The organism is Xanthobacter sp. 126 (genome assembly GCF_000526175.1).
In the GTDB taxonomy this organism is placed as follows: Bacteria; Pseudomonadota; Alphaproteobacteria; order Rhizobiales; family Xanthobacteraceae; genus Xanthobacter; species Xanthobacter aminoxidans.
This window is the reverse complement of the sequence record NZ_JAFO01000001.1, coordinates 3,860,915-3,886,413: the sequence shown is the minus strand read 5'-3', so window position 1 is coordinate 3,886,413 and position 25,499 is coordinate 3,860,915. Positions and strand designations below refer to the sequence as shown.

At 67.6% G+C, this 25,499-nt stretch carries 21 protein-coding genes and 1 pseudogene; 8 read left to right on the top strand and 14 right to left on the bottom strand.

The genetic code is table 11. From position 1 onward, the window contains the following. Positions 1–40: 40 nt before the first annotated feature. The 3 genes from XAN126_RS0118475 to XAN126_RS0118465 are packed head-to-tail and all read right to left on the bottom strand — an operon-like array spanning position 41 to position 2,555. Positions 41–1,255: an ABC transporter substrate-binding protein gene (locus tag XAN126_RS0118475; RefSeq protein ID WP_024280066.1), complete on the bottom strand. Its 1,215-nt coding sequence runs from the start codon at positions 1,253–1,255 to the stop codon at positions 41–43. Between the two features lie 29 nt (positions 1,256–1,284). Further along, the gene (locus tag XAN126_RS0118470; RefSeq protein ID WP_029877383.1) at positions 1,285–2,169 is read right to left on the bottom strand and encodes an alpha/beta hydrolase; all 885 of its coding nucleotides are present in this window, start codon (positions 2,167–2,169) and stop codon (positions 1,285–1,287) included. Then, entirely contained in the window at positions 2,166–2,555 is a 390-nt protein-coding gene (locus XAN126_RS0118465) for a hypothetical protein (RefSeq protein WP_024280064.1), read from the bottom strand. The genes XAN126_RS0118470 and XAN126_RS0118465 overlap by 4 nt, the downstream gene beginning before the upstream one ends. A 122-nt stretch (positions 2,556–2,677) precedes the next feature. Between XAN126_RS0118465 and XAN126_RS0118460 the strand changes: the two genes are divergently transcribed. Then, positions 2,678–3,469 carry an N-acyl homoserine lactonase family protein gene (locus tag XAN126_RS0118460; protein ID WP_245272280.1) on the top strand — a complete coding sequence of 264 codons (792 nt, stop codon included), beginning with the start codon at positions 2,678–2,680 and terminating at the stop codon, positions 3,467–3,469. 105 nt (positions 3,470–3,574) lie between these two features. On the opposite strand, the gene XAN126_RS0118455 is transcribed toward XAN126_RS0118460, so the two are convergent. Then, positions 3,575–4,462, bottom strand: a complete 888-nt coding sequence (locus XAN126_RS0118455; RefSeq protein ID WP_024280062.1) for a LysR substrate-binding domain-containing protein — start codon at positions 4,460–4,462, stop codon at positions 3,575–3,577. Between the two features lie 155 nt (positions 4,463–4,617). Between XAN126_RS0118455 and XAN126_RS0118450 the strand changes: the two genes are divergently transcribed. The 6 genes and pseudogenes from XAN126_RS0118450 (at position 4,618) to XAN126_RS0118425 (ending at position 11,413) form a co-directional block, all read left to right on the top strand. After that, the gene (locus XAN126_RS0118450; protein WP_024280061.1) at positions 4,618–5,367 is read left to right on the top strand and encodes an SDR family NAD(P)-dependent oxidoreductase; all 750 of its coding nucleotides are present in this window, start codon (positions 4,618–4,620) and stop codon (positions 5,365–5,367) included. A gap of 192 nt (positions 5,368–5,559) precedes the next feature. Then, positions 5,560–6,399 carry a transketolase gene (locus XAN126_RS0118445; protein WP_024280060.1) on the top strand — a complete coding sequence of 280 codons (840 nt, stop codon included), beginning with the start codon at positions 5,560–5,562 and terminating at the stop codon, positions 6,397–6,399. Beyond that, complete coding sequence (locus XAN126_RS0118440; RefSeq protein ID WP_024280059.1) at positions 6,396–7,433, top strand: transketolase C-terminal domain-containing protein; 1,038 nt, start codon at positions 6,396–6,398, stop codon at positions 7,431–7,433. Before XAN126_RS0118445 ends, XAN126_RS0118440 begins: the two co-directional genes overlap by 4 nt. 57 nt (positions 7,434–7,490) lie before the next feature. Continuing rightward, positions 7,491–8,381, top strand: a pseudogene (locus XAN126_RS0118435) (NAD(P)-dependent oxidoreductase); the annotation flags it as partial. 57 nt (positions 8,382–8,438) lie between these two features. Next, complete coding sequence (locus XAN126_RS0118430) at positions 8,439–9,464, top strand: TRAP transporter substrate-binding protein (RefSeq protein WP_024280057.1); 1,026 nt, start codon at positions 8,439–8,441, stop codon at positions 9,462–9,464. Between the two features lie 2 nt (positions 9,465–9,466). Next, positions 9,467–11,413, top strand: coding sequence for a TRAP transporter large permease subunit (locus XAN126_RS0118425; protein ID WP_245272279.1), 1,947 nt, complete (start codon positions 9,467–9,469; stop codon positions 11,411–11,413). 204 nt (positions 11,414–11,617) lie between these two features. Here XAN126_RS0118425 and XAN126_RS0118420 read toward each other — a convergent pair whose 3' ends face one another. The 10 genes from XAN126_RS0118420 to XAN126_RS0118375 form a co-directional block, all read right to left on the bottom strand. After that, a complete protein-coding gene (locus XAN126_RS0118420; protein ID WP_024280055.1) occupies positions 11,618–12,577 on the bottom strand; it encodes a D-2-hydroxyacid dehydrogenase in 960 nt (319 codons plus the stop codon). A 31-nt stretch (positions 12,578–12,608) separates the two neighbouring features. Continuing rightward, the gene (tkt, locus tag XAN126_RS0118415; protein ID WP_029877381.1) at positions 12,609–14,564 is read right to left on the bottom strand and encodes a transketolase; all 1,956 of its coding nucleotides are present in this window, start codon (positions 14,562–14,564) and stop codon (positions 12,609–12,611) included. Positions 14,565–14,818: 254 nt separating this feature from the next. Beyond that, positions 14,819–16,441 (bottom strand): GTPase, encoded by a 1,623-nt coding sequence (locus XAN126_RS0118410; RefSeq protein WP_024280053.1) that lies wholly within the window; start codon positions 16,439–16,441, stop codon positions 14,819–14,821. Continuing rightward, complete coding sequence (locus XAN126_RS0118405; protein ID WP_029877379.1) at positions 16,438–17,715, bottom strand: GTPase; 1,278 nt, start codon at positions 17,713–17,715, stop codon at positions 16,438–16,440. Before XAN126_RS0118405 ends, XAN126_RS0118410 begins: the two co-directional genes overlap by 4 nt. A 55-nt stretch (positions 17,716–17,770) precedes the next feature. Beyond that, the gene (gene catA, locus XAN126_RS0118400; protein WP_024280051.1) at positions 17,771–18,700 is read right to left on the bottom strand and encodes a catechol 1,2-dioxygenase; all 930 of its coding nucleotides are present in this window, start codon (positions 18,698–18,700) and stop codon (positions 17,771–17,773) included. 112 nt (positions 18,701–18,812) lie between these two features. Then, entirely contained in the window at positions 18,813–20,147 is a 1,335-nt protein-coding gene (locus XAN126_RS0118395; protein ID WP_024280050.1) for an MFS transporter, read from the bottom strand. A 55-nt stretch (positions 20,148–20,202) separates the two neighbouring features. Next, positions 20,203–21,225 (bottom strand): benzoate 1,2-dioxygenase electron transfer component BenC, encoded by a 1,023-nt coding sequence (gene benC / locus XAN126_RS0118390; protein ID WP_024280049.1) that lies wholly within the window; start codon positions 21,223–21,225, stop codon positions 20,203–20,205. A 32-nt stretch (positions 21,226–21,257) separates the two neighbouring features. Beyond that, on the bottom strand, positions 21,258–21,746 hold the full coding sequence (gene benB / locus XAN126_RS0118385; RefSeq protein ID WP_024280048.1) for a benzoate 1,2-dioxygenase small subunit: 489 nt from the start codon (positions 21,744–21,746) through the stop codon (positions 21,258–21,260). Further along, positions 21,743–23,101, bottom strand: a complete 1,359-nt coding sequence (locus tag XAN126_RS0118380) for a Rieske 2Fe-2S domain-containing protein (protein ID WP_024280047.1) — start codon at positions 23,099–23,101, stop codon at positions 21,743–21,745. The genes benB and XAN126_RS0118380 overlap by 4 nt, the downstream gene beginning before the upstream one ends. A 103-nt stretch (positions 23,102–23,204) precedes the next feature. Further along, positions 23,205–24,389: a muconate/chloromuconate family cycloisomerase gene (locus XAN126_RS0118375; RefSeq protein WP_024280046.1), complete on the bottom strand. Its 1,185-nt coding sequence runs from the start codon at positions 24,387–24,389 to the stop codon at positions 23,205–23,207. 163 nt (positions 24,390–24,552) lie between these two features. Here XAN126_RS0118375 and XAN126_RS0118370 point away from each other — a divergent pair, with 163 nt between their 5' ends. Further along, positions 24,553–25,494, top strand: coding sequence for a LysR family transcriptional regulator (locus XAN126_RS0118370; RefSeq protein WP_024280045.1), 942 nt, complete (start codon positions 24,553–24,555; stop codon positions 25,492–25,494). The last annotated feature ends 5 nt before the right edge of the window (positions 25,495–25,499 follow it).

The window sequence follows — 25,499 nt, the reverse complement described above, 5'->3', positions numbered from 1 at the left end:
GGGAGCCGGCCCGCGTCGTGCGCGGGCGCGGCAAGGCGGATCAGCGCTTGACGAGGGGGCACTCGCTCTCGCTCAGGGGGCGGAAGGATTCGGAGCCGGGGAAGCGCTCGACCGTCTTGTAATAGTCGAACTCGTACTTCGACTCCGCCGGCGTCTTCACCTGCATCAGGTACATGTCGTGCAGCACGCGGCCATCGGCGCGGATCACGACATCCTTGTTGTACATGTCGTTCACCTTCATCTCGTGCATCTTGGCGGCGACCTTTTCGCCGTCCTTGGTGCCGAGCGCCTTCACCGCCGCCAGATAGTGCTTCACGCCGCTATAGACGCCGGCATGGATCATGGAGGGGACACGCCCGCCCATCTGGGCCTGGAAGCGCTTGGTCCAGGCGCGGGTCTCGTCGGTGAGGTCCCAGTAGAAGGAGGTGGTCACCTTCAGGCCCTGCGCGGCCTTCACGCCCAGCGCCTTCACGTCGGTGATGAAGACGAGGAGGCCGGCGAGCTGCTGCCCGCCCTCGACGATGCCGAATTCGCCCGCCTGCTTGATGGCGGTCTGCACGTCGCGGCCCGAGGTGGCGAGGCCCACCACGTTCGCCTTCGAGGCCTGCGCCTGAAGGAGGAAGGAGGAGAAGTCGTTGGTGCCGAGCGGATGCGCCGCCTGGCCGACAACCTTGCCGCCTGCCGCCTCGATGAACTTGGTGGCGTCGCGCTGGAGCGCGTGGCCGAAGGCGTAGTCCGCCGTGATGAAATACCAGCTCTTGCCGCCGGCCTTGGTGATGGCCTGGCTGGTGATCTTGGCCAGCGCGTAGGTGTCGTAGGTGAAGTGGAAGGAGTAGGGCGAGCAGGCCTTGCCCGTGAAGTCCGACGAGGCCGGGCCGTTCACGATGAAGATCTTCTTGCGCTCCTTCGCCGCCTCCAGGATGGCGAAGCCGGCCGAGGAGGCCGCACCGTCCGCGATCAGGTCCACACCCTGGGTATCGAACCACTTGCGGGCGGTGGCGGAGGCGATGTCCGCCTTGTTCTGGTGGTCGGCGTCGATGATCTCGATGCGCTGGCCGATGACCTCGTTGGCAAAGTCTTCCGCCGCAAGCCTCGCGGCCACGACGGACCCGCGCCCGCCATTGTCCGCGAACACGCCGGACTGGTCGTTCAGGATGCCGATGCGGATCACGTCGTCCGCCGCACGGGCAGCGACCGGAGCTGCGGCGAGCGCCATACCGAGCGCGGCGGCGGCGAGCCTCTTCGTTGTGTTCATTCTGGCGTCTCCTCGCGAATTATTGTTCGTCATGATTGACCGGCACGCGCCCGCACCTCGTCGAGGACGGGAGCGATGTAGCGGCGGAACTGCTCGGGGTTCTCGCTCATCGGGAAGTGGCCAAGGCGCTCCATCACCGTCACCTGCGCGCCGGCGATAGAGCGGGCGGTGCGGAGCGTGTCGTCAGGGGAGCAGGAATAGTCGTATTCGCCCGTGAGCAGGTAGAGCGGGCAGACATTGGTGTCGATGGCGGCGGTGCGACCGCGCAGGTCACCGTCGACGCGGTAGAAATAGAGGTCACCCTTGAAGACGCCCGGCCCGCTCTGCTTGTAGTGCCACAGCGTTTCCATGCGCCGCGCCGGGGGCACATCGGGCGACATCAGGCCGGAAACCAGCGCCGCACAGGCTTCGCCGCCGTGCACATCGGGCCGGTTGAGCCATTCCGTGTCGTACCAGGGCTGCTGGAAATCCGCCGCCTCGAGGCCGATCAGCGCGGAAAACTCGGCTGCGTGATCGATGGCGAGGTTGAGGACGATGCGCCCGCCGATGGAGCAGCCCATCACCACCGGCTTCTCAAGTCCGAGCGCGCCACAGAAGGCGCGGATGGTGGAGGTGTAGGCAGCCGTGGTGAGGCGATATTCGGTGCCGTCCCAGTCCTCGGGCGGATTGGACTTGCCGTGGAATGGCAGGTCGAAGGCGATGACGCGGAAGTGCTGCGTGATCTCGGGATCGGTCAGAAGGTGGCGCCACTGGCGTCCGTCCGAGCCTGCGGTGTGCAGGCAGACGAGCGGGATGCCGGCGCCAGCCTCCTCGAAATAGACGCGATGCGGCCGGCCTTCGATGGGGAAGGTCACATAGCGGCCGATCATCGGCTCGATTTGGGGCTCGATGGGCGCGGGAACGGTCGTGCTCATGCCCGCACCTCCCGCGGCAGCGCCAGAAGGTCCTTGAAATACTGAAGGTTGGCGATGAAGGGGTGGAGGTCGCCCTCCAGCGTCGCCGCTCCCCGCTTGGTGAGGGCCAGAAGGTCGTGCCAGCCCGCCTTCGGCATGGGCTGCCAGAACTCCATCCACGCCTCGGGGCGCGCGCGATAGGCGAAACGCCAGTTCGCCATCACCTTCGACGCCTCGTCCATGCGGACGAGGCGTCCCTGCTCGATCCGGACCCGGAAGGGCCGGCTGGGGATGCCCACGAGCCAGTCAACCGAGAGGAAGCGGCCGCGCTCCTGAAGGGCCGGCGCGCGTTCGAGCAGGTCGGGCAGGCGGAGGAGCCGCGCCACCACGTCGTCTTCTGAGTCCACCGGCTTCCTCCCGATTTTTGTTCTTCTAGACAGAACATCTGTTCTTTTTTCGAAGTCGAATATACAGAGGGGTAGACCGCTGGCAAGTGGCTTGAACGAGAGCGGGTCACAGGGAGGTAATGATGGAGTGGGAGGTCTACGCCCTGCGCTACGGCGACCAGCAGCGCACGCGCGGCATGAACTTCATCGGCGCGGGAGACCCGCACGACACGCCGATGCAGCTCGACTTCTACGTCTGGCTTCTGCGCAGCGGCAGCCGCCTGATCGCCGTGGACACCGGCTTTGCGAAGGTCGGCACGCCGGCGCGGGGGCGGCGCATCCTGCGCGATGTCGCGACGGCCTATGCCGATCTCGGCTGCGATCCGGCGGACGTCGGGGACGTCATCATCACCCACCTCCACTACGACCACGCCGGCAACCTCGATCTCTTCCCGAACGCCACCTTCCACCTGCAGGAACGGGAGATGGGCTTCGCCACGGGGCGGCATATGTGCGTGGCCTGCATGCGCCACGCCTTCGATGTGGAGGACGTGGTGAAGATGGTGCGCGCCCTCTATGCGGGCCGGGTGCGCTTCCACGCCGGCGACGGGGAGGTGGCGCCCGGCGTCAGTGTCCACCATGTGGGCGGCCACACGGACGGGTTGCAGATGGTGCGCGTTCAGACCGCGCGCGGTCCCCTCGTCCTCGCCAGCGATGCCAGCCACTTCTACGCCAACATGCAGGAAGGCCTGCCCTTCCCGATCGTCTTCAACCTCGGCGACATGGCCGCCGGTTGGGGGCGGGCGCGTGTGCTGGCTGAGGGCCGGGAGGAAATGATCGTGCCCGGCCACGATCCACGGGTCCGCGTGCTCTATCCGGCAGTGGAAGGCAGTGGGGGAGAAACCCTCGCGCTGCATCTCCCGAGGATTGCCTGAGGTCGGACAGCTCGAATCTGTGTTGCGAAACGATGTTCGGGCGATGGCCGGACATCTGGCGTCGCCATCGCGCGCGCGACGCTCCGGTTGCCGTCGCCTGCGCTCTCAGATGCGGGGCGTGGGCAAATCGAGTTCCTGCGTGATCCAGGTGGCGAACATGCGCACCGCCCGCCGTGCTTTCGCGGCGCGGGGGAAGACCAGATAGTGCCCGACATAAGTGACGTCGTTCGCCTTGCCGGCGAGCGGCGCCACCAATTGCCCGCGCGCGATCTCGCGCTCGGCAAGGCGGGTGGATTCAAGCGCGATCCCGAGCCCGTCCACCGCCGCCGCGATGGCCATGAAGGAGCGGTCGAAACGCGACCCGCGCGGGCCGGGCGGGGCCACGCCGTTGGATTCGAACCAGTGGTTCCAGCGCACGCGCTTGTTGTCGCTCTCGATGAGGTCGTGTTCGAGCAGGTTCAGCGGCCCCGAGATGCGGGCGGCCATTTCCGGCGCGCACAGGGGCGTCACCGTCTCCTCGCCGAGGGGCACGACGATCAGCCCTTCCTGCCGCGGCGGGCCGTAGCAGATGTCGGCGTCGAACTCGTCATGCTCGAAGCGCGGGTAGTCCACGCCCGCCGCGAGCCGCACCTCCAGTCCCGGCTGCTTGGCCAGCAGCGTGCGCAACCGGGGGAGCAGCCATTGCGCCGCCAGTGAAGGCGCGCAATGCAGGCGCAGCAGGTTCACCGAGCGGGCGCCGACCATCTCGATGCCCTGCCGCATCTCGTCGAACCCCGCCGCCACATGGCGCATCAGCGCCTCGCCGGCGGGATTGAGCCGCACCGCCCGGCCCTCCCGCTCGAACAGGGCCGCGCCCATCAGGTCCTCCAGCTTGCGCACGGCGTGGCTGATGGCGCTGGGCGAGATGCCCAGCTCCTCCCCGGCGACGCGGAACGAGCCGCGACGCGCGGCCGACTCGAACGCCTGCAAGGCGGACAGGGGAAGGCGCTTCATGGTGAGCCCTCATGACTGCGGCCGCTACGGCAGTCCGGACGGCCCACGGCTTTAGATGAACATGGTTCATCCATTCGCGCAATTTTTGCGTTTTTCAGCCGGGGAAAGAGGAGCCAGTATCACCCTTACAAAAAGAGCCCCTCGTGGAGGAAACCATGTTGCTTCAGAACAAGACCGCCGCCATCTCGGGGGCGGCCAGCGCCCGCGGCATTGGTCTTGCCACGGCGAAGCTGTTCGCCGCCCATGGCGCGCGCATCGCCATTCTCGACATCGACGAGGCCGCCGCCAAGGCCGCTGCCGCAGAACTCGGCCCGCAGCACATGGGCGTCGGCTGCGACGTCGCCAACAAGGCCTCGTGCCAGGCTGCCGCGGACGAAGTGCTCAAGGTGTTTGGTCACGTCGACATTCTCGTGAACAATGCCGGCGTGACCCAGCCGGTGAAGACGCTCGACATCGACGAGGCGAGCTGGGACCGCATTCAGGACATCAACTGCAAGGGCGTCCTGTTCCTCAGCCAGGTGTTCATCCCGCACATGCGCGAGCGCAAGTCCGGCTCCATCGCCTGCATGTCGTCGGTGTCCGCGCAGCGCGGCGGCGGCATCTTCGGCGGCCCGCACTATTCCTCCGCGAAGGCGGGCGTGCTTGGCCTTGCCAAGGCGATGGCCCGCGAGTTCGGCGTGGACGGCATCCGCGTGAACTGCGTCACCCCCGGCCTGATCCAGACCGACATCACCGGCGGCATGCTGACCGACGAGATGCGCAAGGACATCCTGAAGGGCATTCCGCTCAACCGCCTCGGCGATGCGAGCGACGTGGCCGGCATCTATCTCTTCCTCGCCAGCGATCTGTCCGCCTACGTCACCGGCGCGGTGATCGACGTCAACGGCGGCATGCTGATCCACTAAGGCATTCCCGGCGAACTCCGGTCCGCCGGAAATGCCCTAGGCTTTTGGCGCTACGCATTTTCTTCACGCGAACCGGAATCCGCTTCGCTTGAAAATGCTCCAATCCCGGTCCGCCACGGCGCGTTGGGGACGGCTGGTCGCAGGGCGATCGGGGCCGTCCCGGCGCGGGCGCTCCTCTACAGGAACAGGGACATGACCATTTCACCTTCAAACGTCTCGCTGGAGCGGCGCGCCTGGAACATCCGGCGTCATGCCATCCGCATGGGCGAGGTGCAGGGACAGGGCTATATCGCCCAGGCCCTCGACATCGCCGATGTGCTGGCCACCGCCTATTTCCACGCCATGCGCTACGAGCCCCAGAACCCCGAATGGGAGGGGCGCGACCGCTTCCTGCTCTCCAACGGCCATTATGCGATCGCGCTCTATGCCGCGCTGATCGAGGCCGGCATCGTCCCCGAGGACGAGCTGGAGACCTACGGATTCGACGACAGCCGCCTGCCCATGTCGGGCATGGCGGCCTACACCCCGGGCATGGAGATGTCCGGCGGATCGCTCGGTCTCGGCCTGTCCATCGCGGTGGGCAAGTGCCTCGGCCTCAAGCGCAAGGGCTCGGACAGCCGGGTCTATACCCTGTTCTCCGACGGCGAGCTGGACGAGGGCTCGGTGTGGGAGGCCATCATGTCGGCCGCGCACTACAAGCTCGACAACCTCATCGCCATTGTCGACGTGAACAACCAGCAGGCGGACGGCCCCTCCACCTCCATGCTCGGCTTCGAGCCGCTGCCGGAGAAGCTCGCGGCGTTCAACTGGTTCGTGCAGCGGGTGGACGGCAACGACCTCGACGCCGTGCGCGCCGCCTTCGATGCCGCCAAGACCGCCAATGGCGGCCGGCCCAGCATGATCATCGCCGACACGCTCATGGGCAAGGGCATCCCCTTCCTTGAGGCGCGCGACAAGAACCATTTCATCCGTGTGGATGCCCATGAGTGGCAGCTGGCCCTGGCCGCCCTCGACGAGAGGAAGCCCGCATGAAACCCGCCACGGCTCATCCCGCTCCCGCCGCCAAGGGCGCTGACGCTCCCTCCAAACCGCGCCTGACCACCTCCGCCATGATCGCGTCCATCGCGGGCGAGGGGCAGCGCACCAAGCCGGCTCCCTTCGGCCACTCGCTGGTGGAATGCGCCAAGTCCGATCCCTCCATCGTCGGCATGACGGCGGACCTCGGCAAGTATACGGACCTGCACATCTTCCAGCAGGCCTTCCCGGACCGCTACTACCAGATGGGCATGGCCGAACAGCTCCTGTTCGGCGCAGCCTCCGGCCTTGCGGCGGAAGGCTTCACGCCCTTCGCCACCACCTATGCGGTGTTCGCCTCGCGCCGGGCCTATGACTTCATCCACCAGACGATCGCGGAAGAAGACCGCAACGTGAAGATCGTCTGCGCCCTGCCGGGCCTCACCTCCGGCTACGGCCCCTCGCATCAGGCGGCCGAGGATCTGGCGCTCATGCGCGCCATCCCGAACATGACCGTGATCGACCCGTGCGACGCGCACGAGATCGAGCAGGCGGTGCCGGCCATCGTCGCCCACAAGGGCCCGGTCTACATGCGCCTGCTGCGCGGCCAGGTGCCGCTCGTGCTCGACGAGTACGGCTACACCTTCGAGCTGGGCAAGGCGAAGATGCTGCGCGACGGCTACGAGGTGCTGTTCGTCTCGTCCGGCATCATGACCATGCGCGCGCTGGAAGCTGCCAAGGCGCTCGAGGCGGACCGCGTGGACGTGGGCGTGCTGCACGTGCCCACCATCAAGCCGCTCGACACCGCGACCATCCTCGAGGCCTGTGCCAAGCCCGGCCGCCTCGTGGTGGTGGTTGAGAACCACACCGTCATCGGCGGCCTCGGCGAGGCGGTGGCGGGGCTCCTGATGCGCGCGGGTGTCCACCCCGCGTTCCGCATGATCGGCCTGCCCGACGAATTCCTGGCGGCCGGCGCGCTGCCGACCCTGCACGACCGCTACGGCATCTCCACCGACGCGCTCTGCGCGCAGGTGAAGGGCTGGCTCAAGTAGTCGAAGGGTTCACGTCATCCATACGGCTCCAGCCCCCGGCAAGAGGGGCGGGCCGAGCGGGAGGAAAAGATGAAGAAGATCGGCTTTGTGGGGCTCGGCTCCATGGGCCTGCCGATGGCGGTCAACCTCGCCCGCGCCGGCTTCGCCGTGACGGGTTTCGACATCCGGCCCGAAGCCGGGGCGAAACTCGCCGACGCCGGGGGCGCGGCCGCGGCCAGCCTCGCAGACGCCTTCGCCGGCCAGGATGCCGCGGTGCTGATGGTGGTGAATGCCACCCAGGCCGAGGACATCCTGTTCGGCGCGGGCGCATTGGCGCATCTGCCTGAAGGCGGCACGGTCATCCTGATGGCCACCTGTCCGCCGGCCGCCGTCGCGGCCCTCGCCAGGCGCGTGGAGGCCGAAGGCCGCCGCCTCGTCGACGCCCCCGTCTCCGGCGGTGTGGTTGGGGCCGAGGCGGGCAGCCTCACCATCATGGTGGCGGCCCCGTCCGACCTGTTCACGCAGGTGAAGCCGGTGCTGGACGCCATGGGCTCCAAGGTCGTCCTGCTGGGCGACAAGGCCGGGCAGGGCGCCACCGCCAAGGCGGTGAACCAGCTCCTGTGCGGCGTGCATCTGGCCGTCGCCGGCGAGGCCCTGTCGCTGGCCGAGACCCTCGGCCTCGACATGAACGCCATGCTCGACATCGTCTCCGGCTCCGCCGCCTCCAGCTGGATGCTGCGGGATCGCGGCCCGCGCATGCTGGAGAGCGAACCGCGCGTGACCAGCGCGGTGGACATCTTCGTGAAGGATCTCGGCATCGTGCTGGAAGCCGGTGCCGGTGCGAAGACCGCGCTGCCGCTGGCCGCAACCGCCCACCAGATGTTCCTCGCCGTCTCCGGCCAGGGCAAGGGCACAAAGGACGACAGCAAGGTCATCGACGCCTACCGCGCCCTCCAGGGCCGGGCCTAGTCCCCTTTTTTGCAAACGACCAAGCCGCCGAAAGCGGCACACTAGGGAGAAAACACCATGACACCGACCAAAACCGGCCTGACCCGCCGTCATGTGCTGGCCGCAGGCGCCGCGCTGCCGCTGTTCAGCATCCTCACCCGTCGGGGCGAGGCCGCCGAATTCACCTACAAGTACGCCACCGGCCAGGACCCCACCCACCCGGTGAACAAGCGCGCGCAGGAAGCCCTCGACCGCATCCGCGAGGCGACCTCCGGCCGCGTCGAGATCAAGCTGTTCCCGGCCAACCAGCTCGGCTCCGACACCGACCTCCTCGCCCAGGTGCGCTCGGGCGGCGTGGAGTTCTTCAACCTCTCCACCTCGATCCTCGCGACGCTGGTTCCGGTGTCCGGAATCGTCAACACCGGCTTCGCCTTCCCCGATTACGCCACCGTGTGGAAGGCCGTCGACGGCGACCTCGGCAAGTACATCCGCACGCAGATCGAGAAGACCGGCCTTGTCGCTCCCGCCAAGTTCTGGGACAACGGCTTCCGCCAGATCACCTCGTCCACCCGCGAGATCCGCACTCCGCAGGATCTGAACGGCTTCAAGATCCGCGTCCCGCCCGCGCCTATGCTGACCTCGGTGTTCAAGTCGCTGAACGCCGGCGCCACGCCCATCAACTTCAACGAGCTTTATTCTGCGCTCCAGACCAAGGTGGTCGAGGGCCAGGAGAACCCGCTCGCGATCATCGCCTCAACCCGCCTCTACGAGGTGCAGAAGTCCTGCTCCATGACCGGCCACGTGTGGGACGGCTACGTCATCCTCGGCAACCGCCGCGCCTGGGGCACGCTGCCGGAGGACGTCCGCGCCGTGGTCACCCGCGAACTGGACAAGTCCGCCGTGGACCAGCGCGCCGACATCGCCTCGCTCAACCAGAGCCTGCGCGCGGACCTCACCGCCAAGGGCATCACCTTCATCGACGTGGACCGCGAGCAGTTCCGCAAGGCGCTAGCCTCCACGCCCTTCTACGGCGAGTGGAAGGCCAAGTATGGCGATGAAGCGTGGGGCCTGCTCGAGGCCGCCGTCGGCAAGCTCGGGGGGTGAGCATGTCCCAGCACGTATCCCACTCCATGCCGCCTCCCGGGCATGCGCTGGATGAAACCCACGCGCTGCACGAAGCCTACGCCACCGAGGAGGCGCCGACCCAGGCGCCTCCCACCGGCTGGCGCTGCGCCGTCTTCGGCGTGGAGACGGCGCTGTGCCGGGTGGTGGAATATCTCGCCGCAGCCCTCGTGCTGGCGGAGATCACCGTCCTCTTCGTCGGCGTGGTGAAGCGCTATGCGCTGCACAGCCCCATCGTGTGGTCGGACGAGCTTGCGTCCGTCCTCTTCATCTGGCTCGCCATGTTCGGCGCCGTGCTGGCCCTCCAGCGCGACAGCCACATGCGCATGACCGCGCTGGTGAGCATGGCCTCGCCGCGCGTGAAATCGGTGCTGGAGACGCTGGCCCTCGCCGCGCCCCTGGTGTTCCTTCTGGCGGTGCTGCATCCCGCCATCGAGTATGCCGAGGACGAGATGTTCGTCACGCTGCCGGCCCTCGACGTCCCCAACACGTGGAAGGCGGCGGCGCTACCCATCGGCATCGGCCTCATGGCGCTGGTGAGCTTTCTGAAAGTGCTGCGCGCGGCCAATCTGAAGCAGGTGGCCGTGGTGTGCGTCTGCCTCGTGCTGGCGGTCGGTCTCGGCCATGTGGCCTCACCCTGGCTGAAGACGCTGGGCAACTACAATCTGCTCATCTTCCTCGTCGGCCTCGTGGCGGCGTCGGTGTTCGCCGGCGTGCCCATCGCTTTCTCGTTCGGCCTCGCGACGGTGGGCTACCTCACCTTCACGACCACGACGCCGCTCGCGGTGGTGGTGGGGCGCATGGACGAGGGCATGAGCCACCTCATCCTGCTGTCGGTGCCGCTGTTCGTGTTCCTCGGCCTGCTCATCGAGATGACCGGCATGGCACGGGCGCTGGTGGGCTTCCTCGCCAGCCTCCTCGGCCATGTGCGCGGCGGCCTCTCCTACGTGCTGATCGGCGCCATGTATCTCGTCTCGGGCATCTCCGGCTCGAAGGCGGCGGACATGGCGGCGGTGACGCCGGTGCTGTTCCCGGAAATGGTGAAGCGCGGCGCCAAGAAGGGCGACCTCGTGGCCCTGCTGGCCGCCACCGGCGCGCAGACGGAGACGATCCCGCCCTCCCTCGTGCTGCTCACCATCGGCTCGGTCACGGGCGTGTCCATCGCGGCGCTGTTCACCGGCGGTCTCCTGCCTGCCCTGGTGCTGGGCCTCGCGCTGTGCCTCCTCGTGCGCTACCGCTACCGCAACGACGACCTCTCCAACGTCAAGCGCGTCTCGGCCAAGGACATCCTGTGGTCGGCGGGCATCGCGCTGCCGGCCATCGCTTTGCCGTTCGTGATTCGCGGCGCGGTGATGGAGGGCATCGCCACGGCGACCGAGGTGTCCACCATCGGCATCATCTATTCGGTGGTGGTGGGCCTGCTTGTCTACCGGCAGTTCGAGTGGAGCCGCGTGGTGCCCATGATGGTCAGCACGGCCGCGCTCTCCGGCGCGATCCTGCTCATCATTGGCGCGGCGACGGGCATGGCCTGGGCGCTCACACAGTCCGGCTTCTCGCAGGCTCTCGCCCATGTGATGTCCGGCCTGCCGGGCGGCGCGGCGACGTTCATGGTGGTCTCCATCCTCGCCTTCATCATCCTCGGCTCGGTGCTGGAGGGCATCCCGTCCATCGTGCTGTTCGGGCCGCTGCTGTTCCCGATCGCGCGGCAGATGGGCATCCACGAGGTGCACTATGCCATGGTGGTCATCCTCGCCATGGGCATCGGCCTCTTCGCGCCGCCCTTCGGCGTCGGCTACTACTGCGCGACCGCCATTGGCAACGTGAACCCGGACGAGGGCATGAAACCCATCGTCGGCTACATGCTGGTGCTGCTCATCGGACTGGCGGTGGTGGCTGCCGTGCCGTGGATCTCCATCGGCTTCCTGCCCTGAGTTTCCTGCCTTGAGTTTCTTGCCCTGAGGTTGGCGCCCGGCGCAGACCGGGCCCCGCCTCGGGGTTACAAGCTCCCTAGCCTGAAGGCCCGCCGGTTCGCCGGTGGGCCTTTTTTTGTCCTGTCCGCGCAGGCACAAGAAAACGCCGGCCGGAAAGGATTCCGGCCGGCGCATCAGTGCGAGACGGAAACGTTGCGAGCCGCCTCAGTCCGGCGACACCACGTTGGAGGGGCGGCCGGCCACGAAGTTCTCGATGTTGTCGATGAGCTGGTCGGCCAGCGCCTGCTGCGCCTCCAGCGAGGCCCAGGCGATGTGCGGGGTGCAGATGACGTTGCGCCGCCGTGCGAGCCGCATGAAGGCGCTGTCGGGGGCGGGGGGCTCCGGCAAGGTCACGTCGAGGCCTGCTGCGCTCACCAGCCCCTCGTCGAGGGCGACCTCCAGGTCTTCCTCCACGATGAGGCCGCCGCGCGCGGTGTTGATGATGATCGGCCGGTTCTTCATGCGCCGGAAGGCGGTCATGTCGAACATCCCGCGCGTCTCGTCGGTGAGCGGGCAGTGCAGGGTGATGGCGTGGGAGGTCTCGATCAGCTCGTCGAGGCTGACGACGCCCGCCGTGCCCGGCTTCGCCATGGGATCGTAGAACACCACGTCCATGCCGAAGGCCCGCGCGATGCCCGCCACCTGCGAGCCCAGCACGCCAGCGCCGACGATGCCGAGCCTGCGGCCGGCGAGGTCCACGATGGGGTTGGTGAAGAAGCAGAACTGCTGCGCCGCCTGCCACGCGCCCTCCTGCACCTCGGCCCGGTAGGGCACGATGGAGCGGGCGAGGGAGAGCAGCAGCGCGAAGGTGTGTTCCGGCACGGTGGCCTTGGCATAGCCGCGGATGTTCACCGTGGGGATGCCCCGCGCGGCCGCAGCCGTCTTGTCCACGCAATCGGTGCCGGTGGCGGCGATGGCGATGAGCTTGAGGTGGGGCAGCTGGGCCAGCGTGTCGGCCCGTAGATCCACCTTGTTGTTGATGATGATGGTGGCGTCCTTCGCCCGTTCGATCACCTCGCTTGCGCTGGTGCGCGCATATTCCACCCACTCGTGGGGGAAGGACGGGCGGCGGACATTCACTTCGGGCGCGATGGTGTCGCGGTCGAGAACGACGATCTTGTGCATGGTCTTGTTCTTTCCGATTGTCGCGACAGGCTCAGAGCCGCACGCGCGCGGCCTCGGCCACGGCCTCGGCGGTGATGCCGAAGTGCCGGTACAACGCATCCGCCGGGCCGGAGGCTCCAAAGCCCGTCATCCCGACGAAGCCGCCATCCTCGCCGATCCAGCGCTCCCAGCCGAACTTCACCGCCGCTTCCACCGCGACACGCACGGTGCCCGTGCCCAACACCGCCTTGCGATAGGCGGCATCCTGCGCCTCGAACAGGCTCCAGCACGGCATGGAGACGACGGCGGTGGGAATGCCGGCCGCCTGGAGCTGTGCGCGGGCTTCCACGGCGATCTGCACCTCCGAACCCGTAGAGATGAGGGTGACGCGGCGCGGGCCGCCCTCGGCCTCCTGAAGCACATAGGCGCCACGCGCCGAGCGGTTCTCCGCGCCGCCGTCGCGCCGCAAAGCCGGCAGGGACTGGCGCGCGAACACCATCGCCACCGGGCCGGTGCGATGCTCCAGCGCGATCTCCCACGCCTCCGCCGCCTCGATGGCATCGCACGGGCGCAGCACCATCATGTTCGGCATGGCGCGCAGCGAGGCGATGATCTCCACCGGCTGGTGGGTGGGGCCGTTCTTGCCGATGCCGATGGAATCGTGACTGAACACGAACTTCACCGGCAGACCCATGAGCGCTGCCATGCGCAGGGCAGGGCGCTCGTAGTCCGAGAAGGGCAGATAGGTGACGGCCAGCGGGATGACGCCGCCATGAGCGGCCATGCCGTTGGCTAGCGAGCCCATGGCATGCTCGCGCACGCCGCAATGGATGTAGCGGCCGGCCCGATCCTTCGCGGTGAAGGCGGAGAGCTGGCGCTTGTGGTTGGTGGGGGCCTCCAGGTCCGCGCAGGCGGTCATGATATCGGGCAGCACCTCGTAGAGCGCCGCCGCGAGGTCGCCCGAGGTGGCGATGGAGAAGTCCGCCTTGGCCTCGTCCGCCGCCTTCGCCTTGTAGGCGTGGATGGCCTCGCGCGCCCCGGCCGCGAGGGTGCCGGAGATGGTGCGCTGGAACTCGTCCTGCACCGCATTCCCGGCGGCGGCGAACCGCTTGCGCCATGCGGCCCGCGTCTCTGCCCCTGCCGCGCCCGTGTCGCGCCATGCCGCGCCGATGTCCGCCGGAATGTCGAAACTGCCGCCGGTCCAGCCGAAGCGCGCGGCCATGGCGGCGCGATCGTCGGGGAACAGTTTGCCGGAATGGCCGCCGCGCTGGCCCTCAATGCGCGGGATGCCGCGGGCGATGGTCGTCTTGCAGGCGATCATGGAGGGGCGGGGATCGGCCTTGGCGGCGCTGATGGCGGCGTCCACCGCTGCGATATCGTGGCCGTCGATCTCCACCACATGCCAGCCGGCGACGCGGAAGCGCTCGGCCACGTTCTCGGAGATGGACAGCTCGGTGGAGCCATCGTCGGTGATGGAATTGTCGTCCCAGAAGAAGGTGAGCTTGCCGAGCTTGAGGTGGCCGGCAAGCTGGATCACCTCCTGCCCCACGCCCTCCTGCAGGCAGCCGTCGCCGACGAAGGCCCAGGTGCGATGGTCGATGAGATCGTCGCCGAAGCGGGCGTTGAGATGGGCTTCGGCGATGGCCATGCCTAGCGCATTGGCGATGCCCTGCCCGAGCGGGCCGGTGGTGGTCTCGATGCCGGCGGCCGGCTCGTATTCCGGATGGCCGGCGCAAGGTGAGCCGAGTTCACGGAAGCTCTTCACCGCGTCGAGCGAGATGTGGTGATAGCCGGTGAGGTGCAGCAGCGAATAGAGCAGGGTAGAGCCGTGCCCGTTGGAGAGCACCACCCGGTCGCGGTCCGGCCAGGTCGGGTCGGCGGGATCGAACTTGAGGTGACGGCTGTAGAGCACCGTCGCGATCTCGGCCATGCCGAGGGGAACGCCCTGATGGCCTTCACCTGCCGCGAGAATGGCATCCACCGCAAGGAAGCGGATGGCATGCGCCATGGGCTGGAGCGCTGCCGACTGGGCGGCTCCATGGTGGGCGGAAATGGCAATATCGCCAGTGGTGGCATGGGTTTGGGCGCTCAACGGTCGTCTCCTCATCGTGCCTTGGTCTTTTAGGGGCGCGATGATGCCGAAAGCCGCCGAAGGCCGGTAACGCGAAAAACACACCGATTGGTGAAGCTGGTTCATGGATGCGCCCGGCCCGCCTGGCGTTTGCTGGGGCTTGCGTTCATCGCGGATGAATCAAGGCCAGCTCAAGCCGGTGCGCGCAGGTCGTTCCTGATGTCGCGAAGGCTCGCCTCGTGGGCGCGCAGGACGGCTTCGAGGCGCGTGACGTCCGCCATCACCTGGCGGAGGCACGCGGCGCATTCTTCCCGTGCGTGGTCGCCCGCGGCGGCCACCCAATCCCCGATCTCCCGCTCCAGGGCCGCGTGCAGGCGCGTGGCGTCCACGCCGACGGACTGGCGGGTCCCCTCCACCTCGATCACGATCTCCTCGAAGCGGATGTCCGGGGTGGGTTCGAATGGGGCAGGTTGCGCATCGCGGCCGAGCCGATAGTCGCTGAAGTGGGCGTCCCGCGCCTCGCCCCATGCCGATTGCAGCGCCTGCGATACGCTGCGGCGGACGCCATCCGCATCCCGCTCAGGAGCGTGGGCGTCGAGCAGGTCCGGCAGAAGGCGGACGATGGCGCGCCACACATCCTCCTGCATCTGCGTGCCCCGGCGGTCGAGCTGGGCTATCGCGTCGTCCAGCGCGGCATTCAGCTGTTCCAGCGCGGGCCGCAGCAGCGCGCGGAGGTCGCCCAGGACGGTTTCGTCCAGATGGCGCAGCCGCACCTCGGCCGGCTTGCGGCGCCGATAGGCCAGCGCCGGCGAAACGAGGACCCGCAGGGCGGCATAGAGACGATCCATGCCCGCCGTCGCCATAGCCGCGGGGCTCTCTTCCTCCGCCCGGGCCATATGGACAGAGACAGACAGGGGCGGGCGCAGCAGCGCCACGTCCAGCCCCAGCGCCGCGAGCTTGTCGCGCGCACGCTCCGCCACGTCCGCCTCCTGCCCGCTGCGGTCGGCCGTCGTCTTGTTGCGCATGAGCTTCACCAGCGCGCCGTCGATCTCGTCTTCTTCATAGCGGTCGCTGCGGGTGATGACCGGCAGCAGGGGCTTGGCGCAGCGCAATTCGCCGGCAAGCTCGTCCAGTTCCTGCACCTGTCCCGGCGTTGAGGAACTGGTGAGCCACAGCACGGCGTCGGCGCAGTCGACGAAGCGGCGGGTGAGCGCCGCGTACTCGCCGGTGGCGGAATGGAGGCCGGGCGTATCCAGCAGCACCAGCCGCTGGCCCAGCCGGATGCCCTGGATGCGCGATGTGGTCTCGGTCGCGCCTTCCGTGAAGCGGGCGCACGGCTCCGGGCGTCCGTGGGCATCGAGCTGAAAGCAGGCCACTTCGGCGCCGTGGGCCGCGAAGCGGTCGGCCATGAGATTGCAGAGCGAACTCTTGCCCGCATTGAACTTGCCGAATACCAGCAGGACGACGGCCTGATCCAGGCTCCGCGTCAGCGCCTCGGCGGGGCGCAGCGCGTCGCGTTGCCGGGGCCAGTCCGAGATGCAGGCGTCGATCCCGGCATTCGCCGCCGCGATGCCTCGGCCGATTTCGCTGTCCTCCCGCAATGCAGCGGTGGAGAGGCGGGCACCGACCAGGCCCGTGCCCAGACTTGAAAGCCAGTCGTCCAGACGTGCGAGCGCAGGTCGAAGGTCGTCCGAGCCATGCGCGACCGCCTCAAACTCGGCCATGAAAAGCTGTTCCTCGGACAGCGCCGCGCGTGTGGCTGGAGCATGGAGCGCTTGCGAGGGGGCGCTGCGGTCCATCGTCTCCGCCGTCATGGCGCGGCGTCCGGCGGCAGGGCGGCGAGGGCACGGTCGGTCGCATCCAGCGCGGCGGAGGTTTCGTTGATCCTGCCCCGCAGCGCCGCCCGCGATCGCGACAGCTCGAAATAGTGCGCGAACGCCGCGTGCAGCCGCGCCCGCCCGGCCGCCTCGCAGAACATGCGGCGCAGGTCCGCCCGGAATTTCACCGAGACGCCCATGACCGCCACCATGACCGTGTTGAGGCTGCCGGCGGCGGTCTGCTGCTCCTGCGGGAGGCCGGAGACGCCATGGCCCGCGAGGAAGCCGTCGAGGCGGATGCACGCCCTTGAATAGGCCACCTGGATGCGCGCGCGCTCCAGCTTCGCCCCGGTCGTCGCATAGCGCTCACGGCCGGTGTCCGGCACCAGCGCGAGATCCGGGCCGGCGCGTGACACGACCTCCTCCATGTCCCGGCCGATTGCCGCAAGCAGGGCCTTGAGCCCGTCGTCGAAGGCGTGCCGCTGGGCTTCCTGCTGCTGCCGAAGGGACGCGAGCGTCTCAGCCTCGGCACGCCGAACACTTCCAAGTTCCGCGCGCATCTCGCCCAGCAACAGGCGCGTCTCGTGAGCCCGCGCGGCCGGCACCCGCGCGAGCGCGTCCGCCAGAGCGCGCTCCAACTCGGGAATACCGCTGCGCAGGACCAGCAGGGTTTTGCCGTCCTCCAGCCCCCGGCGATGGCGGGTGGAGGAGACGACATGAAGGCCTGCGCCCGGCACCTGATCCGCGATGGCCGACACCACGCGGCCGAGCGCGTCGTCGTCTTCCATCTGGTCCGCTTGCGTCACCACAATCAGCGTCTCGCGACCGGTGCGCTGGCTGTCGGCGCGCAGCGCTTCGAGCAGCGTCCGTTCCGCAGCATCCAGCTCGCCTTCGCGCGCGGCATGGACGAACAGGCGAATGTCGGATGAGAGCCAGACGGCCCGGAGCGCATGCCGGTCGTCTTCTCCGGCCACGTCCGCATCCAGCCCGGGCGCATCGAGCCAGCGCACGCCCGCGTGCCGGCACTCGGCCAGCTGGACGGTCTGGCGCCGGTCGGCCACGGCGAAGGCATCCCGGCGCATCAGCTCGTTGAGCAGCCGACTCTTGCCGTGATTGTACTTGCCGATGACGGTGACGATGGGCGCATCCGCCGCCGCCAGTTCATCAAGGCGCGTGAGGTCGCCGTCCCGATGTGGCAAAACGCAGAGCACGTCCCGCCACCGCGCCGGGTGGGCGCGTGTGGCCGGCTGTCGAAGAGAGGCGTCGGGCATCGTGGCTTCCCGTGCGTGTCCGGCGGCAGCATTCGCGCTGCCGCCGGTTTTTCGCTCAGGCCGCGGCGCGGGCGCGCTCGACGATCTGGTTGTCCTTGCCGGCGACCTTCGGGGTCAGTTCGATGTTGAACTCGATGTCCCGATAGCCGTCCTCCTCGAAGCCGACCGCCGCGCCGCCGGTGCGCTCCACCACGTGGGGGATGAGACCTTCACGGGTGGCGAAGGCGAAGTCGTCCCAGATCAGCGGATCACCCTCGATGTTGAACTGCGTCGTCAGCTTGCGGAAGCTGTCCGTGGTGACGAAGAAGTGCACGTGGGCCGGGCGGTTGCCGTGGCGGTTCAGCTGGTTCAGCAGGGTCTGCGTCGCGCCCGAGGGCGGGCAGCCGTAGGAGGCCGGCATCCGGGTGAGCACCTCATAGCGCCCGTCCGCGCCGGTGCGGATCGCGCCGCGCAGGTTGAATTCGCTCTGCCGGCCCGTGGGGTCGAAATGCGAGTAGAAGCCCTTGGAATCCGAATGCCAGACTTCCACGAGGGCATCCGCCACCGGTGCGCCGTCGGGCCCAGTGACGATGCCGTGGATGCGCAGGGGGCCGGCGTCGGCGTCGGGATTCTTGTCGAGGCGCGCCTTGCTCTTCTCCTCGGGGGCGCCGGCCACATAGAGCGGCCCCTCGATGGTGCGCGGTGTGCCGCCGGTGATGCCGAGTTCGGCGTCCTCGGCGTCGAGGCGCATGTCGATGTAGTGCTCAAGGCCGATACCGGCCGCCAGCAGCGCCGCCTCGCCCTCCGAGCCGAGCTTGTTGAGATAGTTGATGCCGAGCCAGACCTCGTCCGGGGTCAGGTCGAAATCCTCGATGGTCTTGAACAGGTCGGAGACGATGCGGTGGAGCACCTGCTTGGCCCGCTCGTTGCCGCCGGTCCCGTCCAGGTTGGCGATGACCCGCAGGAAGTCCTGCACGTCCTTGCCGTTGAAAATCTTCACGCTCATCCTTGTGTCCTCCACGTGTCTGGTGGCGAGGGTTTCCGTTCGCCCCTTGCGCCGGTTGATCTTGTTCAGGTGTCGTCATGCCCGATCGACGAGGGGCCGCGGGAGCGGGTCCCTAGGCCGTCGCCACCGCCGCGACCGTCGCGGTGCGGCGCGCGGCGGTCACCGCGAACACCAGCATGGCGAGGGCCGAGAGCGCCGCGGGCACCGCGAAGATCAGGAAGTTCTGTTGCAGCGGCAGCTCCTGGGCCAGAAGCACGCCCCCCAGCGTCGGCCCGACGATGGCGCCGATGCGGCCCACGCCCGAGGCCCAGCCGAGGCCGGTGGACCGGATCGACAGAGTGTAGAGCTGCGCCACGCTGGCATAGAGCAGGATCTGCGTGCCGATGGTGGTGGCACCGGCGATGAAAACCATCACGAACAGCAGGGGCGCCGGAAGGCCGAACCCGATGAGCGCGATGGACACCGCGGCTGCGGTGAAGAATCCGATCACCACCCGCGGCAGGCCGAAGCGGTCGCCGAGCCGTCCGCCGAGGATCGCCCCCAGCATGCCGCCGAAATTGAGCGAGAAGAGGCTCAGGAGGCTGGCAGTCTCGGCATAGCCGACTTCCTGCAGAACCTTGGGCAGCCAGGACGACAGCAGATAGACCAGCAGCAGGCAGCAGAAGAAGGCGGCCCACAGCATCACGGTGCTCACTGCGCGCTGGTCGCGGAACAGCTCGATGACCGAGGCGGACGCGCTTTTGCTCTCGGTGAACACCAGCCTGTCTCCGGCATCGAGCCGGGCGGAGGGGGCGACCTTCGCCCAGATCGTGCGGGCTTCGGCCTCCTTGCCCTGACGGAGCAGGAAGCCGAGGGATTCCGGCAGCTTCCACAGGACCAGCGGCAGCAGGAGCAGGGGCACGGCGGCGATGAAGAACATGGGTTTCCAGCCGAACTGCGGGATGAGCCCGATGCCGAAGCCGGCGGCCACCATGCCACCCACCGAATAGCCGGAGAACATCACGGCCACCATGGTGCTGCGCAGGCGCTTCGGCGCATATTCGTTCATCAGCGCGACCGTGTTCGGCATCAGGCCGCCGCAGCCGAGACCGGCGATGAACCGGAAGATGCCGAACTGGGTCGGCGAATTGGCAAAGCCGGCAAGCAGGGTGGACGTGGTGAACAGGAGGAAGCAGATGGCGATGCCCTTCTTGCGGCCGATCCTGTCCGCGAGGGGACCGAAGACGAGGGCGCCGAACATCATGCCGAACAGCGCCCAGGCCTGAAGGGTGCCGGCCTGCGGCTTGCTGAGGCCCCACTCCTTCATCAGCGCGGGCAGCACCGTGCCGGCCACGAAGACGTCATAGCCATCCACCACCAGCAGCAGCCCGCAGAGCGCGGCCACCGTCCATTGGAAGCGTCCGAACGGCGCCTTGTCGATGGCATCCGTGATATCGATGTTTCGCATGTGTTTCCTCCCCGGAGTGCTTTTGCACGTTTGATCTTGTTCGCTGGCGCGCGCCCTAGGCGCTTTCCTTCAGCGGCGCGTTGGGCGTGAATTTCTCGTAGTGGAAGCAGTTGGGCGTCACGCCCGTAGCCTCGAAATGATGGCGCACCGCATCGACCATGGGCGGGGGACCGCACAGATAGACGTCCGGCGCCGTGCGGAGCATGTCGTCGGGCATGTGCTGTGTGACCCATCCTTTGCGCGGATGGGCCGAAGCTTCGTCAGCCACCACGGTGGTGAAGCCGAACCCCTGCAGGCGTGCGGTGTAGGCTGCGAGCGTCTCCACCTGCACGAGATCGAGATCGCGTGTCACGCCGTAGACAAGATGGATCTGCTGCTGCGAGCCGGCGCGGGCGAGCACTTCCAGCATGGAGAGAAAGGGCGCGAGGCCCGTGCCACCGGCGAGGAAGAGCAGCGGCGCGCTTGTGTCGCGCAGGTAGAAGCTGCCCAGCGGACCGTTGAGAGTGAGCTTGTCGCCCGGCTTCGCCCGCGCCAGCCAGGAGCTCATGAGGCCGCTGGGAATCCTCTTGATGAGGAAGGAGATGCGCGTCTCGCCCGGCGCCGAGGAGAAGGAATAGGCGCGGCTGAGGCCGGTGCCCGGGACGTCGATGTTGACGTATTGCCCCGGCAGGAAGGCGGGCGCAGGGCCGTCCACGTCCAGTTCCAGGACGACCGCGGCGTCGTTGTGGAGGCTCACCTGCGCCACCGTCGCGGCGAATTTCTGAAGCCCCGTCTTGCAGGAGAGCGAGCTGACCGGCACGGCGATGATGCAGTCGCTGGACGGCACCATCTGGCAGGTTAGCACCAGCCCCTGCGCGGCCTCGTCGGCGGTCAGTGCGTCCTCGATATAGTCCTCGCCCAGATCATACGCGCCGCTTTCGGCGCGGCACTTGCAAGTTCCGCAGACCCCGTCCGAGCAGTCCATGGGCAGGTTGATCTTGTTGCGAAACGCCGCGTCAAGCAGCTTTTCGCCCGCCTTGCAATCGATGATGCGGGTGACGCCATCCTCGAAATTGAGCGCGATGGTATGGCTGGACATGGAACCCTCCCTGGGCCGGATATCGATGCCTGTCAGACGTGATAGACGTCGATGACCTGGCGGATGTAGTCGTTCTTCAGAACGATCTTCTTGGCCGAGATGATGATCTGCCCCTGATCCTCACGCAGGGTGACGAACATCGTTCCGAAGAACTGGTCCGTGACCTTGTAGCGGTGGCTGAGGGTGTGGAAATTGTACCGGAGGTCGACCTCGCCCGGCCGCGTGGCCAGCAGTTCGACATTGGTCACGTTGTGGCTCGTGCGCGGCTCCGGCGTGGAGGCGCCGGAGCGTTCGGTCTTGATGCGGAAGACGCGGTCTTCCAGCCCGTCGCGGTCGGCATAGTAGATCAGCGAGATCTGCGACTGCGGATCTTCGGTGAGCCGGTCGTCGTCGTCCCAGGCGGGCATCCAGTAGGTGACATCGGGCGCGTAGCAGGTGAGCCATTCGTCCCACGCGCGGTCGTCCAAGAGGCGCGCCTCGCGATAGAGGAAGGCGCGGGCGGCTTCGAGGGAGATGGTCATGCCGCAACTCCCGTCTCGCGGGGCGACACGGCCTGGCGCATAACCTTCGCCCAGTATTCGTGCTGGCGCACGAACAGCCCTTCGTCCTCGCTGCGCTCGCCGGAGAGCAGAGGACGAATGCCCAGGCGCATTGCGTTCTCGTCGGGACCTTCGATCCACAGGGGCGCGCCGCGCGACAGGTCGTTCCACAGGGCGGAGATGCCGGCATAGCCGATCTGGCAGGCGCGGAACTCCTCAAGGTCGTCCGACGTGCCCATGCCGGAGACGTTGAAGAAGTCCTCATACTGGCGGATGCGCAGCGCGCGGTCCTCCGCGCTTTCACCCTTGGGGGCGAAGCAGAAGATGCTGATCTCCGTCTTGTCCACGCTGATGGGCCGCGCAACGCGGATCTGCGTGCTGAACTGGTCCATCAGGAACACGTTGGGATAGAGGCACAGGTTGCGGGTCTGGTTGACGATGAGGTCCGCCCGCTCCTGGCCGACACGGGCGGCGATCTCCTCGCGGTGGCCGTAGACCGGGCGCACCTCGGGGTTCATCGTGTTGGTCCACAAAAGGATGTGGCCATTGTCGAAGCCGTAGACGCCGGCGACGGAACGGCTCCAGCCGTTGGCGTCGACCGCCTTGGTGCCTTCCATCTTGCGGCGGCCCATGGTCGCGGCATAGTTCCAGTGAACGGAGCTGACGTGATAGCCGTCGCAGCCGTTCTCCATCTGGAGCTTCCAGTTGCCGTCATAGATGTAGGACGAGTTCCCCCGCAGCACTTCAAGGCCGTTCGGTGCCTGGTCCACGATCAGGTCGATGATGGCCTTGGTCTCGCCGAGATAGTCGGCGAGGGGTGCCACATCTTCCTTCAGGCTGCCGAACAGGAAGCCGCGGTAGCTCTCGAAGCGCGGCACGCGCTTCAGATCGTGGGAGCCGTTCTTGGCGAACTGGGGCGGATACTGGGTGGTCTTCTCATCCTTCACCTTGAGCAGCTTGCCGGTGTTGGAGAAGGTCCATCCGTGGAAGGGGCAGGTGAAGCTGCCCTTGTTGCCGTGCTTGCGCCGGCACAGGAGCGCACCGCGATGGGCGCAGGCATTGATGACGGCGTGGAGTTGGCCCGCCTTGTCCCGCGTCACCACCACCGGCTGGCGGCCGATGGACGTGGTGTAGTAATCGTTGTTCTCGGGGATCTGGCTCTCATGGGCCAGATACACCCAGTTGCTCTCGAAGATATGCTTCATCTCCAGCTCGAAGATCTCTTCGTTGGTGAAGATGTCGCGGCGGCAGCGGAAGACGCCGGCCTCCTTGTCGTCCTGCACCGCGGTCGCGAGCAGGAGATCGAGATCAGGGGTCCTTTCGGCAGTCGCTGGCATGGCTATCCTCCCTCGAGATGCTGCGCTTCGTCGGCGGCAGGGCTGAATTCGCCCCGGGTCGGCTGCGCGTTCGTGCAAATTGTTGAACCGGGTGTGGCGCGCCCTACACGGCGACGCTCGTGGTCTTGCGGGGCCTGCCCCGGGTGAAGAAGTCCACGCGGTCCTCGTCGAGCGCGATGCCGAGGCCCGGCCCGGCGGGCACGGTCAGCTCGAAGTCCGCGTAGGTGAGGGGCGTGGCGAGAATTTCTTCGGTCAGCAGCAGCGGTCCGAACAGTTCGGTGCCCCACTGGAGGTTGACGAACGTGGAGAACAGCTGGGCCGAGGCGATGGTGCCCACCGCGCCTTCCAGCATGGTGCCGCCATAAAGGCCGATGCCGGCCGCATCGGCGATGGCCGCCACGCGCTGGGCCTGGAACAGGCCGCCGCTCTGCTCGATCTTGATGGCGAACACGTCGGCGCCGGCGTTTTTCGCGATCTCGAAGGCGCTCTCCGGCCCCTGGAGCGACTCGTCCGCCATCAGCGCCACCGGGAAACGGCGCACCAGCCGCGACAGCCCGGCGGCCGTGGCGACGGGCTGCTCGACCAGCTCGCAGCCGGCATCGGCGAGGGCGGCCATGCCGTAGGCCGCCTCGGTCTCGCTCCAGGCCATGTTGACGTCCACCCGCACCGCGCCGCGGTCTCCGAGCGCGCGCTTGATGGCCGCGACATGGGCGACGTCGGCCGCCGGCGTCCGCGCCCCGATCTTCAGCTTGAAGATGCGGTGGCGCCGCAGCTCCAGCATCTTCTCCGCCTCGGCGATGTCCTTGGCGGTATCGCCCGATGCGAGGGTCCAGGCCACCGGCAGGCGGGAGCGCAGGCGACCACCCAGCAATTCGCTGACCGGCTGCCCGAGCCGCTTGCCCTGCGCGTCCAGAAGGGCGGTCTCGACGGCACTCTTTGCGAAGCGGTTGTCCTTCACCATCTTGCCGATGCGCAGCATCAGCGCGCGCACGGCAGTGGGGTCCTGGCCCACCATCAGGGGCGCAAAATAGGTATCGACCGCGAGCTTCATGCTCTCCGGGCTCTCACCGCCATAGGCGAGGCCGCCGATGGTGGTTCCCTCGCCGATGCCGACCACCCCGTCGCTGCACAGAACGCGCACCAGCATCAGCGTCTGGCCGTTCATGGTCGCGACCGAGAGCTTGTGCGGCCGGATGGTCGGAAGGTCGATCAGCGCCGTCTCCACCCGCTCGATGACGGCGCGGGCAGGAGCAGAGGTCGGGATGGGATGTGCAAAGGTCGCGTTCATGGCGACACCTTGCGGATGAGGGGCGCCGCCGTCCAAAACCTTTTGTGTTTACAATTATACTCAGTGGGTATTATGTCGGAAAAAATGTAATGGAACTGCAGCTTGCCGCACCGCAACATACCGTAAACGACCATAAAAATTGTGCCCGCGGAGGGGGCGTGGGATGGATCTTCGCCAGCTTCGGTATTTCGTTGGGGTTGCGCGGGAGCGCAATTTCACCCGCGCCGCCCAGCAGCTCAACATCGCCCAGCCGCCCCTGAGCCGTCAGATTCAGGCGCTGGAGGACGAACTGGGCGTCGCCCTCCTCATCCGCAACAGCCGTCCGGTGCGGCTGACGGAGGCGGGCCGGCTGTTCTACGAGCAGGCCTTGCAGGTGCTGGGGCGGGTCGAACAGATGCGCGCGGCGACGCGGCGCGTGGGGCTGAACCAGAACAGCGTGCTGTCCATCGGCTTCGTGGCGTCCACCCTCTATGGCGGGCTGCCCTCGCTGGTGCGCAAGCTGCGCCACCGGACGCCGGATATCGAGATCCAGGTGCTGGAGATGATGTCCGTGCAGCAGATACCGGCCCTGAAGGAAGGGCGCATCGACATCGGCTTCGGCCGCCTGCACCACAGCGATTCCGGTGTGGTGGAGATCGTTCTGCGCGAGGAGCGCCTGACCGTCGCCATCCCCAAGGACACGCCGCTGGCCCAGGATAGCGCGCCCCTGCCCATCGGTGCGCTGACGGGCCAGAAGCTCATCGTCTATCCGAAAGAGCCGCGCCCGGGCTATGCGGACCAGGTGCTCAATCTGCTGCACGGGCACGATGTCCGGCCGGCGGAGGTGCAGGAGGTGCGCGAAATCCAGACCGCGCTCGGCCTCGTCGCGGCCGAAACCGGTCTGTGCGTCATCCCCTCATCGGCGCGGCAGATGCGCAGCGACGTGCACTACCGTCTGCTCGAGGGGGAGCGCGCCACGTCTCCTGTGATCCTTTATCACCGGGTGGGCGATACCTCGCCCTACATCGATCTGGTGAAGGAGGTCATCAGGGAGATGTATGCGGAGAACCCGCCCTGGCTCAGCGCCGAGCACAATCTGCCGACGCGGCCGTCCTTCGCCGAATAGGCTCG

Excerpts from the sequence above, each read along its gene's own strand:
- XAN126_RS0118475 (WP_024280066.1), bottom strand. The coding sequence starts at position 1,255 with ATGAACACAACGAAGAGGCTCGCCGCCGCCGCGCTCGGTATGGCGCTC.
- XAN126_RS0118470 (WP_029877383.1), bottom strand. The coding sequence starts at position 2,169 with ATGAGCACGACCGTTCCCGCGCCCATCGAGCCCCAAATCGAGCCGATG.
- XAN126_RS0118460 (WP_245272280.1), top strand. The coding sequence starts at position 2,678 with ATGGAGTGGGAGGTCTACGCCCTGCGCTACGGCGACCAGCAGCGCACG.
- XAN126_RS0118455 (WP_024280062.1), bottom strand. The coding sequence starts at position 4,462 with ATGAAGCGCCTTCCCCTGTCCGCCTTGCAGGCGTTCGAGTCGGCCGCG.
- XAN126_RS0118450 (WP_024280061.1), top strand. The coding sequence starts at position 4,618 with ATGTTGCTTCAGAACAAGACCGCCGCCATCTCGGGGGCGGCCAGCGCC.
- XAN126_RS0118445 (WP_024280060.1), top strand. The coding sequence starts at position 5,560 with ATGACCATTTCACCTTCAAACGTCTCGCTGGAGCGGCGCGCCTGGAAC.
- XAN126_RS0118440 (WP_024280059.1), top strand. The coding sequence starts at position 6,396 with ATGAAACCCGCCACGGCTCATCCCGCTCCCGCCGCCAAGGGCGCTGAC.
- XAN126_RS0118430 (WP_024280057.1), top strand. The coding sequence starts at position 8,439 with ATGACACCGACCAAAACCGGCCTGACCCGCCGTCATGTGCTGGCCGCA.
- XAN126_RS0118425 (WP_245272279.1), top strand. The coding sequence starts at position 9,467 with ATGTCCCAGCACGTATCCCACTCCATGCCGCCTCCCGGGCATGCGCTG.
- XAN126_RS0118420 (WP_024280055.1), bottom strand. The coding sequence starts at position 12,577 with ATGCACAAGATCGTCGTTCTCGACCGCGACACCATCGCGCCCGAAGTG.
- tkt (WP_029877381.1), bottom strand. The coding sequence starts at position 14,564 with ATGGCGCATGCCATCCGCTTCCTTGCGGTGGATGCCATTCTCGCGGCA.
- XAN126_RS0118410 (WP_024280053.1), bottom strand. The coding sequence starts at position 16,441 with ATGACGGCGGAGACGATGGACCGCAGCGCCCCCTCGCAAGCGCTCCAT.
- XAN126_RS0118405 (WP_029877379.1), bottom strand. The coding sequence starts at position 17,715 with ATGCCCGACGCCTCTCTTCGACAGCCGGCCACACGCGCCCACCCGGCG.
- catA (WP_024280051.1), bottom strand. The coding sequence starts at position 18,700 with ATGAGCGTGAAGATTTTCAACGGCAAGGACGTGCAGGACTTCCTGCGG.
- XAN126_RS0118395 (WP_024280050.1), bottom strand. The coding sequence starts at position 20,147 with ATGCGAAACATCGATATCACGGATGCCATCGACAAGGCGCCGTTCGGA.
- benC (WP_024280049.1), bottom strand. The coding sequence starts at position 21,225 with ATGTCCAGCCATACCATCGCGCTCAATTTCGAGGATGGCGTCACCCGC.
- benB (WP_024280048.1), bottom strand. The coding sequence starts at position 21,746 with ATGACCATCTCCCTCGAAGCCGCCCGCGCCTTCCTCTATCGCGAGGCG.
- XAN126_RS0118380 (WP_024280047.1), bottom strand. The coding sequence starts at position 23,101 with ATGCCAGCGACTGCCGAAAGGACCCCTGATCTCGATCTCCTGCTCGCG.
- XAN126_RS0118375 (WP_024280046.1), bottom strand. The coding sequence starts at position 24,389 with ATGAACGCGACCTTTGCACATCCCATCCCGACCTCTGCTCCTGCCCGC.
- XAN126_RS0118370 (WP_024280045.1), top strand. The coding sequence starts at position 24,553 with ATGGATCTTCGCCAGCTTCGGTATTTCGTTGGGGTTGCGCGGGAGCGC.